Genomic DNA, 13,149 nt, shown 5'->3' with positions numbered 1-13,149 from the left:
GTGCCCGAACGCGCCTCGCAACTGGTCGGCCGCGACGCCGAACTCCTCGTCCTGGCCGGTGCCCTGGACCACGCCCGGCGGGGGCACGGTACCGCGGTCCTGGTCGACGGCGATCCCGGCATCGGCAAGAGCGCCCTGCTGGAGACCGTCGCCGCGGACGCCACCGCGGACGTCCGGTTCGTCCTCCGTGCCCGTGGGGTCCGCAGCGGGACCGAGATCCCGTTCGGCGGCCTGCACGAGCTGCTCCACCCGCTCCTGCCCTTCGGGGCCGCCCTCCCCGATCGTCAGGCTTCGGCCCTCGACGTCGCCTTCGGCCGTCGTGACGGACCGGCCCCCGACCGGCTCCTGCTCGGCATCGCCGTGCTCGGGCTGTTCGAGGAGGCGAGCAGCCACGGGACCGTGGTGGCACTCGTCGACGATCTGCACTGGACGGACCGGACCTCGCTCGAGGCGCTCCTCTTCGTCGCATCGCGGGTCCGCGGACTCCCCGTCCTCCTCGTCGCGACGACCCGGAGCGGTACCCCTGTCGGTGACCACGAGGACGCGTTCCCGACCGTGCTCCACGTCGGTCCGCTCGACGACGCCGCGGCGGACCGACTGCTCACCGACGTCGCGGACCACCTGCCGACCGGGGAACGGGCACGGGTGCGTCGGGAGTCGTACGGCAACCCGCTCGCCCTGCTCGAGTTCTCCGCGCCCGTCGCCGGCACTGCGCGCGGACCACTGTCCGAACGCATGTCCGCCCGACTCGAGCGGACGTTCCTCGCCGGTGTCCTGCTGCTCCCGGAGACGACCCAGCGGGCGTTGCTCGTCGCGGTCGCCGGAGAGGACGCCACCGCACGGGAGCTCGAGCAGGCACTCGTGGGTGTCGGGCTCGGCGCAGGCGAGTTGGCGACCCTCGAGCGCGAGGGTCTGCTGCGGCGTGACGGCGACCGGTTCGTGCCACGGCACCCGCTGGTGGGGTCGGCGCACTACGACGCCGCCGATCCGGTCCGTCGGCGCGAGGTCCACCACGCCCTGGCACTGGCGGTCCGTTCGCCCAGTCGCCGTGCGATCCACCGGGCCGAGGCGACGACCGGCCTCGACGAGGCGGTCGCCGTTGAACTCGACGCCGTGGCGAGTGCTGCGCTCCGGCAGGGCGCCCCCGCCGAGGCGGCATCGGCGTGGCGGCGAGCCGCCGACCTCTCGCCCGACCCGACCCAGCAGGCGAACCGGTTGGTGGAGGCCGCCGAGGCAGCCCGACGCGCCGGCGCCTCGGGTGAGGCGTCCGCCTTGCTCGACCGTGCGAAGCCGCTCACCGACCTGTCGGACGGACGCGCACAGCACCGGTTCGCCCGCGCGGAGTGGATGCTGAGCATGACCGCGGACCACCGTGGTCGGACGGCCGAGGAGCTCGTGGCGTTCGCGACGACCCGGGCAGATCCGACCGAGCGTGCCGAGGTCCTGCTGTGGGCGGCGGCGAAGTGCTACATCCACCAGGAGGCGGACGCCGTCCGAGCGCTCGTGGCCGCCACGGTGGAGGACGTCGACCACGCTCCGGTCGGACGCGGGGACGCCGACGACGCGGTGCTCGCCGAGGTGGCACTCGCCCTCGTCCGTCCCGGGCAGCGTCTCGACGAGCGCACCGTGGACCGGTTCCTCGCCCGTGCACAGGCGACCGACGGCGTCATCGTGAACTGCCTGGCGTTCGCCGCCGAGGAGTCCGGCGACATGGCCACGTCGGACCGGTGCTGGACCGCTGGCGTCCGGCTGTTCCACGATGCGGCACGCACGAGCGACGAGACCACCGCTCTGTGTGGACGTGCCTCACCCCGCGTCACGGCGGGCCACCTCACCGACGGACTCGCCGACGCCGATCGCGCGGAGCGTCTCAGCCTCGAGCTCGACCTCCCGGTGGTCGCCGGGATGGCGCTCTCCGAGGCGGCGCGGGCCCTCGTGCGGGCCGGGGACACGGCCACGGCCCGGACACGACTCGCGGCCCTGGACGAGATCCCGGTGGCCGGCGCCTTCGCGCGCATCGTCGCGACCGCCGCGTGGGCGGCAGCACTCATCGCCGTCGACGAGGGACGCCACGAGGACGCCGTGGCACACCAGGTGCGCACGCGGGCGAACGGCGCGGTGGCGCTGTGGGCGGGCGCCGACGTGGTCGAGTCGGCGGTCCGCGCGGGCGACACCGACTCGGTCCGTGCCTGGCTGACGGACGCCGCCGCGGCGGCCGCCACGACCGGCTCGCCGCACCTCGCGCTGCTCGTCGAGCGGACGCGCGGTCTCCTCGCACCGGACGACGAGACGGCCCTCGGGCACCTCGCCGCGGCGGTCGACCTCGGTTCGGCGATCGACACACCGTTCGACCTCGCGGTCGCGCGACTGCACCTGGGTGAACGGCTGCGGCGCGTCCGCCGGATCGTCGATGCACGTCAGCACCTGTCCGAGGCGGCCCGGCTGTTCGACCGCATCGGCGCCCGCAACTGGGCCGCGCGCGCCGCGTCCGAACTCCGGGCGACCGGTGGACAGTCGACGGACCGGACGTCGACGGACCGGGCGCCGGCTCGACTCCTCACCGCGCAGGAGCTCCTCGTGTCGCGCATGGCGGCGACCGGGCGCACCAACAAGGAGATCGCGGACGAGGTCTACCTCTCGCACCGGACGGTCGCGGCGCACCTGTCCCGGGCGTTCACGAAGCTCGGCATCAGCAGACGGTCCCAGCTGGCCGGTGCGCTGCGGCCCTCGGACCGTTCCGACTGAGGGCGCGAGCAGACGGTCACGCCACGCGTCCGACCTCGCTGGCGGCCGAGCGAGCGCCGAGACCGCGGCGCATCGCGGTGAACCGCTGCAACGCCAGGGCCGCTGCCGTCCCCGGTTCGGCGGTCAGGGTCATCACCGACCGCCCGCTGCCGCCCGGGACTGCCAGCGAGTGGCACGTGAGCTCGACCGGTTCGGCGGTGGCGAGTCGGATCCGAGCGACCCACGTGACCTGCTGCTCGACGTCGTGCCGGGCCCACAGTTCCCGGAAGGTCGCGTCCCGGATCGCCAGGGTCCCGACGACCTCGCGGTGACGGGCGTTCCTCGGATCACCGTGGAACCGCAGGTTGGCGACCGCCCGTCGGGCGTCGTCCTCCCAGTCGATGACCTCGGCGCGCGCGCGGTCGGTGAACAGGTGGAACAGGAAGTTCGTCCCTGGCAGCAGCCGCGGCCTGATCGCCCGGGCCAACGTGTTCGATGCCAGCACGTCCTGCTCGGCGCTCATGAGCATCGCGGGCACGCCGGACAGTCCGTCGACGAGCTCGAGCAGTGCGGGCTCGACCGGTGGGGGCGGTCCCGCCCCGTCGTCGGTGGTGTTCCCGGTCTGGCCGCCCTCGTCGAGTCGGGCGAGCCGGTGCATGTGCTCGAGCGCGACGTCGTCGAGGCGCAGGGCCCGCACGATCGCGCCGAGCACCTGGTGCGAGGGCCTCCGGTCCCGGCCCTGCTCGAGCCGGAGGTAGTACTCCTGGCTGATCCCGGCCAGTCCCGCCACCTCGCTGCGGCGGAGTCCCGGCACCCGCCGGGCCCGTGAGGAGTCGATGCCAACGTCGGCCGGTCGGACGAGGGCCCGGCGTGCGCGGAGGTACTCGCCGAGGAAGGAGGTCTGAGCGGGCATCGTGTCTCCCGGGTCGTGGCGAGCGTTCCCGGGACGTCCGGCAACCGTGCTCCACGTTGCCGCTGGTCGTCCCCTCCGGGCATCGGTCGAATGACCACATGTCGGCGGCTCGACCGGATCGCGCCGATGGTGTCCCCGCCGGGGACACGATGCCGTCGACGACCGGGCCGTACGCTCCGTCCGTGAGCACGGACGACGGGGTCGACCACCCACGAGCACTGCTCGGCAGGCTCGTGCTGCCGTGGCGGACGGTCCCTGCGGTCGTCTACGACCGACACCTGACCGTCCGGGTGGCGAACGCGTTGGCCGGGGCCGTGCACCCGACGTTCCGGTCCGGTGCGAACCTCGCGCGGGCGACGTTCCTGCGGCCTGAGGGCGACGAGGCGTTCCGCGCGTCGTCGGAGACGGCGGAGGCGGTGCCGCTCGGCGCCCGCGTCGTCGCGGAGCTGCGGCGCTCCCTCGACGAGCACGAGGAGGACCGCGGGTACGTCGAACTGGTCGGGGAGCTCGCGGCCCGGAGCGAGGCCTTCGCTCGACTCTGGGCTGGGCCGGACACTGCGGATCCGGACGGGGTCGTCGGCTTCGACAACCCCGTGGTCGGTCACCTGGCCCTCGCCTACCACCGGTTCGCGGTGCCCGGCCCGGACGGCGACACGCTGCTGTTGTGGCGTGGCGCGGACGAGCAGTCCGCCCGCCGTCTGTCGAGCCTCGCCGACAGCCTGGCCGACTGACAGCCCCCGCCGCGGCCACCCCACCCGGCCCGGCTGACCGGTCCCGCCCGGCCGGCCGGACCCGGCCCACCGCGCACGCCTCAGCGCGCGACGACGACCTTTCCGATCGCGGTCCCGCCCGCCACCTGACGGTGCGCCTCGCGGAGGCCGGCCGGGTCGAGCCCCCGGACGACCGACGTCGCGGTGGTCCGCACGCGACCCGCGTCCACGAGGTCCGCCAGCGCATCGAGGAGCAGGCCCTGCTCGCCCATGTCCGGCGTCCCGAACGCCGATCGGGTGAACATGAGCTCCCAGTGCCAGGCGATCGACTTCCGCTTGAGCGGGTAGAGGTCGAGTCCGCGCGGGTCGTCGATCGCGGTGATCTGGCCGAACGGGCGGACCAGATCGGCGAAGGCGGTGACGTTGCCCGCCGAGTGCGCGGTGAAGACGTAGTCGACCCCGTCCGGCGCGACCGACCGCACGCCGCCGACGAGGTCGTGGTGGTCCACGACGTGGTCGGCTCCCATCGACGACACCCAGTCGCGGCTCTCGGAGCGGCCGGCGGTCCCGAGCACCGTGAGGCCGGTGCGCGCCTTCGCGAGCTGGACGAGCACCGACCCGACACCGCCGGGTGCTCCGACGACGAGCAGGGTGCCGGTACTCGACTCCGTCAGGCGGAACCGGTCGAACAGTGTCTCCCAGGCGGTGATCCCCGTGAGCGGGAGCGCCGCGGCCTCGGCGTGGTCCAGCGTCGCGGGGCGGCGACCGACGAGGCGTTCGTCCACGAGGTGCAGCTCGGCGTTCGTCCCCGGGCGGTCGAGGGTGCCGGCGTACCACACGGCGTCACCGACGGAGAACCGGGTGACCTCCGAGCCGACCGCCTCGACGACGCCGGAGGCGTCCCAGCCCAGTTGCTTCGTCCCGGACCGCAGGCCCTGCCGGGTCTTCGTGTCCACCGGGTTCACCGACACCGCCTCGACCCGGACGAGCAGGTCGTGCGGGCGGACCGGGTGGAGGGGGACGTCGCGGACGACGAACGCGTCCTCGTCGCGGACCGAGCGTCCGCCCTGGGCGAGGAACGCACGGGTCGTGGTCGGGACGTCCCGTCCGGTTCGGTGTGTGGCAGTGTCGGTCATGGCGGTCCTCCGTGCGGGTCGCGTCGGCGGGTGACCGACCGGAGGCGCGGATCGCCTCGTGCAGGCACGGTACGTCCGCACGTGGCCGGTCCGCGTGGCTCCGTCGGGGACACGCTCGCGCCGCCTGTCCCTGCGAGGGGATGGTCCTCGGGGGGACACGTGCGGAGCACCCCACCGGCCGTAGCGTCCTCGGTGTCGCGACGACGTGACCCCGACCGAGGAGACCTGCGATGACGATCTCGTTCCCGCCCCTGCCCGCCGTGCTGCACGTGGGAGCGGGAGCCGCCACCCCTGCCGTGCAGACCCTGCTCCTGCCCGTGCCGACGCCCGCGACCGAACGGCCGGGGGTCCGGCGGTGAACCCGCTGCGGGCGGTCCTGCACGTGCTCAGGGCGGACCCGGACCAGTGGCGTCGACGCGGGCTCCGGTCCCCGCGCGAGATCGCCGTGCTGGTGGCGGAGCGGTCGCTCCCCGACGATCCGTCGTACCGGGACTTCTTCGTCCCGTCCCCGTGACCCGGGCGCACGGCGGACGGCCCGGCCCCGAGGGGCCGGGCCGTCTGACGTACCGGGCGTCAGGCTGCGCCGTCGAGCACCGCGACGTCCCTCGGGGACAGGACGACCGACGCCGCCGCGACGTTCTCCTCGAGGTGGTCCACGCTGGACGTCCCGGGGATCGGCAGCACGTTCGGAGCGTGCTGCAGCAACCACGCGAGGGCCACCTGCGACGGTGAGGCGCCGGCCCGTGCCGCCATCGCCCCGAGTGCTCCGGCGCCGCGCGTGAGGCCGCCGGTCGCCAACGGGAACCACGGGATGAAGCCGATGCCGAGTTCCGCGGTGACCCGGACCAGGTCCTCGGAGGAACGCTCGACCAGGTTGTACAGGTTCTGCACCGTGGCGATCGGCAGGATCCGCTGCGCGGCGAGGAGCTCCGGGACGCTCACCTCGCTCAGGCCGACGTGCCGGATGAGTCCCTCGGCGCGGAGTGCCGCGAGGGTCCCGAGCTGCTCGTCGAGCGGCACCCGCTGGTCGATGCGGTGCAACTGGTACAGGTCGATCCGCTCGAGTCGCAGGCGGCGGAGGCTGCCCTCGACGGCGGCGCGCAGGTGCTCCGGGCGACCGTCGACGACCCATTCGCCCCGTGGTCCCCGGACGAACCCGCCCTTCGTCGCGATGACGACGTCCGATCGGTACGGGGCCAGCGCCTCGCCGATGAGTCGTTCCGCGACCTCGGGGCCGTAGGCGTCCGCGGTGTCGACGAGCGTCACGCCCAGCTCGACGGCGCGGCGGAGCACGGCGCGGGCGCCCTCCGGGTCGCGGGACGGGCCGAATGCATTCCGGCCGGCGAGCTGCATCGAGCCGAACCCGAGTCGGGCGACGGGCAGGTCCCCGCCGATCAGGAAGGTACCGGCGGCGGCGGCTGAGACGCCGTGGAGATCGGTGGTGAGGGTCATGGTGATCCTGTTCGTTGACGTGGAGTGACCGGGAGGAGGGCGGGTCACGCGGTGTGGACTGCCGCGCGCTCCCTGCGGGACCGCGCGGTCAGACCGATCCCGGCGGCGACGGCCGCGATCGCCACGAGCGCGGCGTACGCGGCGCCGACGCCGGCGAGTCCGACGGCGCCGGTGAAGAACCCGGCGACGAGCACCGGAACCCCGTAGGCGGCGTACGCGACCAGGTAGACGGCGGCGAAGAGGCCGCCACGGGTCGCGTTGTCGGCGAGTGGTCCGAGGATCCGCAGGGAGGAGCCGAACGCGGCGCCCTGGCCCGACCCGCCGACGACGGCGGCCGCGACGAGCAGCGGGAGGTCCGCGGAGAGGATCGCCGACCCGGCGCCGATCGCGCCGAGCAGCAGCAGCGCGGCACCGACCGCGGTCGCGATCCGGGCGGTGGCGCGTGAGAAGAGCATGCCGGCCACCGCGGCGGCCGCCGGTTGCAGCGCGACGACGGCCGCGCTGGCGGTCCCGCCGTCGATGCCGAACACGCCGTCGTCGAGACGTGGGCCGAGTCCGAGGAACAGCCCGGAGAACATCCAGCCGGCGACCGTCAGCGGGGCGAGCACGGCGAACCACGCTCGCGCTGCACCGGGCACCGCGAGCACCGGCCGCAGGGACATGAGTGCGCCGGCGTGCCGGTCGGCGGTCTCGTCGGCCGCGAGGACCGCGGCGACGCCGACGAGCAGGACGACCCCGAGGGTCAGGAAGACGGCGGCGGTGGGGTCCGGGGTGAACTGTGCCGCGATCCCGCCTCCGAACGCCCCGAGCGCGAGCCCACCGACGGGAGCGGCACTCGTCAGCACGGTCATCGTGCGACGGTGTCGTTCGCTCGACAGCTCGATGATGGCCGCCGTGAACGTGCTGGTGGCGGCTCCCGTCGCGATCCCCTGCACGGCCCGCGCGGCGATCACCCACCCGATCGAGTCGGCGAGCAGGAACAGGACGCTCGCGATGAGCATGAGCACGAGCGCCCCGATGAGGACGGGGCGACGCCCGATGTGGTCGGACAGCCGTCCGGCCACGAGCAGTGTCCCGAGCAGGGTGACCGCGTACACCGTGAACGCCGTCGTCAGCTGCCAGTCGGGGAAGCCCCACGCCGACTGGTACACGACGAACAGCGGGCTGCCGGCACCCGCTCCGAACGCCACCGCGACGGACGCGACGACGACGCCGATCAGGGCGAGGCGTCGGTACGGGGCCGAGGTGCGGCGGGAGCCACTCGACTCGGACCTGCGGAGCAGCCCCAGCGAGCGGACCGCGATGCTGCCGACGATGCCGGTCGCGACCGCGACGACGACCCAGGCGAGGACGGTCCCCAGGGTTCCAAGGCCGGCGGTGGAGAGCAGTCGCACCGCGTACGTGGCGCTCGCCGCCGTCGTGAACGTCATCGCCCAGAACCCGATCGCGAACCCGCTCCGGACGTACCGGCGCACGAGGAAGGCGTGTGGGAGCAGGAAGGCGACCATGGTGCCCGCGAGGGCGGTGTCGACGACGGAACCCGCGCCTCCCGTCATGGTCCACCAGGCGTTGCCGGCGACCGCCGGCGGCGCGGACAGGATGGCGAGCGTCGGCAGGAGCGGCGGCGGTACGGCGGGGCCGGTGGCGAACCGTGCGATGAGCACCGCGCCCACGAGCAACCAGAACAGCACCCCGGTCGCGAAGTACCCCATCGCCAGGTCGGGGTGTCCGATCACGGCGAGTGACTGCGCACTGAGCAGCGAGCCGGCCACGGTCGGGAGCAGGTAGCCGCCGTGCAGGGAGGCGGCTTCGCGGGGAGACGTGAGGAGATCGGTGACGAACCAGGCGCCGAAGGCGGTCGTGAGCGCCAGCATCGTCCAGACGCCGACGGCACCGGCGACGGGCGCCCAGGTCGCGAGGTGGGCGGCGAGCAGCGAGCCGACGGCGGGGACGAGCGCGGCGAACGGCCCGAGCACGGGGTGTCGGAGGTCGGCGCCGATGGCACGGAGCCCGCCGGGGCGGTGGAGGTACCGGACGATCGTGACGGCCCAGGCGATCGCGGCGGCGGCCCACAGGACCTCGCCGATCGCCGTGGGCGCACCGAGCAGGCTGCCGGCGGCCGTCCAGGTACCGGCGAGTCCGGCGGTGCCGAACGCGATGCCGAAGGTGTTCAGGGGGAGCCGGGGGTGGTGCGTGGCCGTGGTGTTCATCATGCCTCCTGTGGCGGTGCCGCTGTAACCATCCAGAGTGGTTGCGTATTCCGTGGCGCGAGCGGTGACGGACTGGAGGCGCGGTGCGGGCTGGCGCCGCGCCTCCAGTCCGGTGGTGGGTCGCGTCAGCCCTTGATCCAGGCGAGGACGTCCTGCTGCAGGACCGCGCGGTAGTCGCCGTGGATGCCGTGGGGGGCGCCGGGGTAGGTCTTGAGGGTGCCGTCGGCGACGAGCTCGATGGCCTTGCGTGCGGCGTCGTCGATGGGGACGATCTGGTCGTCCTCGCCGTGGTTGATGAGGATCGGCACGGTGAGCGCCCTCAGGTCCTCGCTCTGCTCGGTCTCGGAGAAGGCCTTGACGCAGTCGTACGCGGCGGACAGGTTCACGTTCTGGCCCTGGCGCCAGAAGTCGAGCTTCGCGCCGTACGAGACGTCGCGGCCGTGGTTGGCGCCGAAGAAGCTCTCGGAGAGGTCGAGCCAGAACTGCGACGCGTCCTCGAGGACGCCGGCACGGATGCCGTCGAACACGTCGATCGGGGAGCCCTCGGGGTTGCTGTCGGACTTCACCATGATCGGCGGGATCGCGCCGGCCGTGACGACCTTCGCGACGCGGCCGTTCGCGTACTGCGCGGCGTAGCGGACGACCTCGCCGCCGCCGGTGGAGTGTCCGAAGACGATCACGTCGTGCAGGTCGAGGTGCTCGATGAGCGCGGCGAGGTCCTTCGCGTACTGGTCGATGGTGTGGCCGACGGCGGTCTTCTCGGAACGGCCGTGGCCGCGGCGGTCGTGGGCGATGGTGCGGTAGCCGTTGTCGCTGAAGAACTTCAGTTCCGGCTGCCAGGCGTCGGAGCTGAGCGGCCAGCCGTGCGCGAAGACGATGGGCTGTCCCTCGCCCTGCTCGGTGTAGTACATCTCGATGCCGTCGGGAGTGGTGAACGTGGGCATTGCAGGCTCCTTGCGTCGTGGTCTGGTGCCGGACGAAGGTCGTCGGCGATCGTCACGCTAGGAGCGGTGCGCGCGGCAGGGCGTGTCCCCGTCGGGACCACCCACGGCCTCCGGTGCGACCGCACGGGTGACCCGGGCGGGGACACGCTGCGACGGTGCGCGGTCCCTAGCGTCGGCTGCGTCCACGACGAAGGGAACCAGCCCATGACCGATCTCACCCTCACCCAGGCGCACGCCGCCATCGCCGCCGCCGAGGCGAAGGCCGCCGAACTCGGCGTCCCCTCGACCGTCACCGTCCTGGACCGGGGCGCACGCGTCGTCGCGGTCGCCCGGCAGGACGGCGCACCGCTGGTGTCCGTCGACGCCAGTGCCGCGAAGGCCCGCACCGCGGTGTCGTTCGGTGCCGCGTCCGGCGACCTGGCCGGCGCGGTCCAGCCCGGTGCACCGCTCTACTCGCTCGGGGCGGCCAGCCACGAGCCGCTCACGTTCGTCGCGGGCGGTGTCCCGGTGACCGACGCAGCCGGTTCCGTCATCGGTGCCGTGGGGTCGAGCGGCGGGTCCCCGGACCAGGACCTCGTGATCGCGGAAGCCGCGGTCGCCGCGCTCTGAACCACCGGTGTCCCCGCCCGCGCTGACTGGCCCGGGCGGGGACACGCACGTCCGGGGGCGGCCGATCTACCGTCCCGACATGCACACCGAGATCACCGAGTACACCGCCGACCGGTTCTCCATCCCCATGGCGCAGCCCTTCGACGAGGTCGTCGCGGCGTTCGAGCTGGCCGTGCCGCCGCTCGACCAGACGAGCCTGACCGAAGCACTGGCGCGGCACCGCGACTGGGACACGGTCGAGACCTGGACCGAGCAGCACGCACCCCGTGGCTTCATCCGGTACTGGCGGAACGAACCGACCGCGTTGATGGCCATCGCCGGGCACCGGTCGTCGTGTGTCTCGTACCTGGTGGGGAACCACGTCGTCGCGGAACGGATGTACCGGTTCGACCCGCGCGTGATGGGGCTCGCGCCGTTCCGCGTGACCATCTCGCAGCGGCCCGGGGACCCGGTCCTGCTCACCGCCGACGTGCCGAGCGCGTCGTTCGGCTCCTTCGGTGACGGGCGCATCACCGCCGTGGCCCACGGTCTGGACCGCGAGTTCGCGGAGCTGCTCATCGCACTCGGCGCTCCGGTCCCCGAAGTCCTGGCGGAGCTGTGACGGCGTGCCCGTCGTCAGCGGACCTGCTCGACGACGCTCTCGCCGTGCGGTTCCCCGATCCGGACGACGGGATCCGCGAGGATCCGGGCGAGGGGGATCGACACCAGCCCGGTCGCGGGCGGCGTGTCCGGGGCGGAGGGGTCGCGACGGCGGCTGCGCATGGAGGAAGGCTAGGCACCCGCCGTGCCGGGCCGCGTGGCCGCGCCACGGTCACCCTGGAGCCGGCGCCGTGAGCATCGACGAGACCCTCACCTGGGTCGTCGCGTTCCTCGTCGTGACGGTCGCCGTCAGTGCAGCCGCACGGCGCGTGGGGTGGTCGGCCCCGCTGGCCCTCGTCGTCATCGGGGTCGCCGTGTCCTACGTGCCGGGTGTGCCGCGCGTGGACGTCGAACCGGACTTCGTCCTGTCGGTCCTGCTCCCGCCCCTGCTGTTCGCGGCGGCGCTGCAGACCTCGCTGTCGGACGTCCGTGCCCGGCGGGAATCGCTGTTGCTGCTGTCCGTCGGGCTCGTCGCGTTCACCACGCTGGTCGTCGGCGTCGTGACGTGGGCCGTGGTCCCGACGCTGACGCTGGCGGCGGCGTTCGCCTTCGGTGCCGTCGTGGCGCCGACCGACGCGGTGGCCGTCTCAGCCGTCACCCGGCGCGCACCGCTGCCGAGGCTGCTCGCCTCGGTCCTGGACGGGGAGAGCCTGCTCAACGACGCGACGGCGCTCGTCGCGTTGAACACCGCAGTGGTGGCCATCGTCGCGGTGTTCGACCCGGTCCGCGCCGCGGGCGAGTTCGTCCTCGCGGTGGTCGGCGGCATCGGCATCGGGTTGTCGGTCGCGTTCGTCATGGGCGCCGTCCGGAGGCGGCTCTCCGTCGCGGTGCTCGACACGAGCCTGTCCCTCGTCACGCCCTACGTCGCGTTCCTGCTCGCGCACGGCATCGGTGCATCGGGTCCACTCGCCGTCGTCGTCACCGGACTCTTCCTCGGGTACCGGGCGCCGGTCCTGCAGTCGGCCGAAGCCCGCCTGGCCGAGTCGCTCAACTGGCGCACCGTGCAGTTCCTGCTCGAGAACGCGGTGTTCCTGCTCATCGGACTCAGCCTGCCGGCGATCCTGCGCGGGGCCTTGTCGTCCGGGATCGGGCTGGGTCGCGCGCTGCTCGTGATCAGCGTGGTCCTCGTGACGCTGGTGGCCGCGCGGCTCGGCTGGAGCCTCGCCGTGACGGCGGTCTACCGATGGGGGCCGGCGCGGCTCCGACGCCGGAGCTGGCAGTGGCGCCTGGACCTGCCGGTCACCGTCGCGGGCGTCCGGGGGGTCGTCACCCTCGCCGCGGTGTTCCTGCTGCCCGAGCAGACGCCGCACCGGGCGTTCCTGCAGTTCCTCGCGTTCGTGGTCGTCGTCGCGACGCTCCTGCTCGGGCTCTCGCTGCCGTGGGTGATCCGCCGGGTCGCGCTGCCACCACCGAACCTCGACCAGGAACGGATGGAGACCCAGCTGCTCCTCGCCGAGGCCCGCGCCGAGAGCCTGCAGCTCGTCGACGGCCTCGACGACGGTGCCTACGACGACCGGGCCGTCGAACGCGTGCGGATCGACGCCGCCCTGCTGGGCGAGACGTTCGTCGGGGACGACGGGGTCCGAGCCGACCGTGCGGCCTCCTACGCGGAGCTGCGGATGCGCACGATCGCCGAAGAACGTCGAGCGGTCCTGCGCGCGCGCCGGGAGGGGCGCTACGCGGAGACCGCCGTCCGTGCGGTGCTGACCGTCCTCGACATCGAGGAAGCCGCGGTCCGCGCGACGCTCGCCGGCGACGTGGACTGACGGCCGGCCGGTGTCTGACCGTGTCCGGACCATGTCCCTGACGGGA

At 73.6% G+C, this 13,149-nt stretch carries 13 protein-coding genes; 7 read left to right on the top strand and 6 right to left on the bottom strand.

What is annotated here, in order from left to right; genetic code table 11:
* Complete coding sequence (locus tag ACIPEP_RS10855) at positions 1 to 2,745, top strand: ATP-binding protein (RefSeq protein ID WP_402717260.1); 2,745 nt, start codon at positions 1 to 3, stop codon at positions 2,743 to 2,745.
* A gap of 16 nt (positions 2,746 to 2,761) precedes the next feature.
* Here ACIPEP_RS10855 and ACIPEP_RS10850 read toward each other — a convergent pair whose 3' ends face one another.
* Complete coding sequence (locus tag ACIPEP_RS10850) at positions 2,762 to 3,637, bottom strand: helix-turn-helix domain-containing protein (protein ID WP_402717259.1); 876 nt, start codon at positions 3,635 to 3,637, stop codon at positions 2,762 to 2,764.
* A 182-nt stretch (positions 3,638 to 3,819) separates the two neighbouring features.
* On the opposite strand from ACIPEP_RS10850, the gene ACIPEP_RS10845 reads away from it, so the two are divergent.
* Complete coding sequence (locus ACIPEP_RS10845) at positions 3,820 to 4,368, top strand: hypothetical protein (protein ID WP_139201892.1); 549 nt, start codon at positions 3,820 to 3,822, stop codon at positions 4,366 to 4,368.
* An 80-nt stretch (positions 4,369 to 4,448) separates the two neighbouring features.
* Here the strand turns inward: ACIPEP_RS10845 and ACIPEP_RS10840 are convergent, their stop codons facing one another.
* Positions 4,449 to 5,483 carry a zinc-binding alcohol dehydrogenase family protein gene (locus tag ACIPEP_RS10840; RefSeq protein ID WP_071295130.1) on the bottom strand — a complete coding sequence of 345 codons (1,035 nt, stop codon included), beginning with the start codon at positions 5,481 to 5,483 and terminating at the stop codon, positions 4,449 to 4,451.
* A 230-nt stretch (positions 5,484 to 5,713) separates the two neighbouring features.
* Here ACIPEP_RS10840 and ACIPEP_RS10835 point away from each other — a divergent pair, with 230 nt between their 5' ends.
* Together ACIPEP_RS10835 and ACIPEP_RS10830 are read left to right on the top strand one after the other, a co-directional pair.
* The gene (locus ACIPEP_RS10835) at positions 5,714 to 5,842 is read left to right on the top strand and encodes a hypothetical protein (RefSeq protein ID WP_261645759.1); all 129 of its coding nucleotides are present in this window, start codon (positions 5,714 to 5,716) and stop codon (positions 5,840 to 5,842) included.
* A complete protein-coding gene (locus ACIPEP_RS10830; RefSeq protein ID WP_175473759.1) occupies positions 5,839 to 5,997 on the top strand; it encodes a hypothetical protein in 159 nt (52 codons plus the stop codon). Before ACIPEP_RS10835 ends, ACIPEP_RS10830 begins: the two co-directional genes overlap by 4 nt.
* 59 nt (positions 5,998 to 6,056) lie before the next feature.
* Here ACIPEP_RS10830 and ACIPEP_RS10825 read toward each other — a convergent pair whose 3' ends face one another.
* The 3 genes from ACIPEP_RS10825 to ACIPEP_RS10815 form a co-directional block, all read right to left on the bottom strand.
* Positions 6,057 to 6,935: an aldo/keto reductase gene (locus tag ACIPEP_RS10825; protein ID WP_402717258.1), complete on the bottom strand. Its 879-nt coding sequence runs from the start codon at positions 6,933 to 6,935 to the stop codon at positions 6,057 to 6,059.
* A gap of 44 nt (positions 6,936 to 6,979) precedes the next feature.
* Positions 6,980 to 9,148: an MFS transporter gene (locus ACIPEP_RS10820; RefSeq protein WP_402717257.1), complete on the bottom strand. Its 2,169-nt coding sequence runs from the start codon at positions 9,146 to 9,148 to the stop codon at positions 6,980 to 6,982.
* A 122-nt stretch (positions 9,149 to 9,270) separates the two neighbouring features.
* Complete coding sequence (locus ACIPEP_RS10815; RefSeq protein ID WP_071295132.1) at positions 9,271 to 10,089, bottom strand: alpha/beta fold hydrolase; 819 nt, start codon at positions 10,087 to 10,089, stop codon at positions 9,271 to 9,273.
* Between the two features lie 204 nt (positions 10,090 to 10,293).
* Here ACIPEP_RS10815 and ACIPEP_RS10810 point away from each other — a divergent pair, with 204 nt between their 5' ends.
* Positions 10,294 to 10,698, top strand: coding sequence for a heme-binding protein (locus tag ACIPEP_RS10810; protein WP_071295133.1), 405 nt, complete (start codon positions 10,294 to 10,296; stop codon positions 10,696 to 10,698).
* Between the two features lie 79 nt (positions 10,699 to 10,777).
* Complete coding sequence (locus tag ACIPEP_RS10805; RefSeq protein WP_261645755.1) at positions 10,778 to 11,299, top strand: hypothetical protein; 522 nt, start codon at positions 10,778 to 10,780, stop codon at positions 11,297 to 11,299.
* A 14-nt stretch (positions 11,300 to 11,313) separates the two neighbouring features.
* Here ACIPEP_RS10805 and ACIPEP_RS10800 read toward each other — a convergent pair whose 3' ends face one another.
* On the bottom strand, positions 11,314 to 11,460 hold the full coding sequence (locus tag ACIPEP_RS10800) for a hypothetical protein (RefSeq protein WP_175473760.1): 147 nt from the start codon (positions 11,458 to 11,460) through the stop codon (positions 11,314 to 11,316).
* A 68-nt stretch (positions 11,461 to 11,528) separates the two neighbouring features.
* Here ACIPEP_RS10800 and ACIPEP_RS10795 point away from each other — a divergent pair, with 68 nt between their 5' ends.
* Complete coding sequence (locus tag ACIPEP_RS10795; RefSeq protein ID WP_071303556.1) at positions 11,529 to 13,103, top strand: sodium:proton antiporter; 1,575 nt, start codon at positions 11,529 to 11,531, stop codon at positions 13,101 to 13,103.
* The last annotated feature ends 46 nt before the right edge of the window (positions 13,104 to 13,149 follow it).

This window comes from Curtobacterium sp. NPDC087082 (genome assembly GCF_044745045.1).
Taxonomy (GTDB): domain Bacteria; phylum Actinomycetota; class Actinomycetes; order Actinomycetales; family Microbacteriaceae; genus Curtobacterium.
The sequence above is the reverse complement of the archived record's forward strand: the minus strand, read 5'-3'. Positions and strand labels throughout refer to the sequence as shown.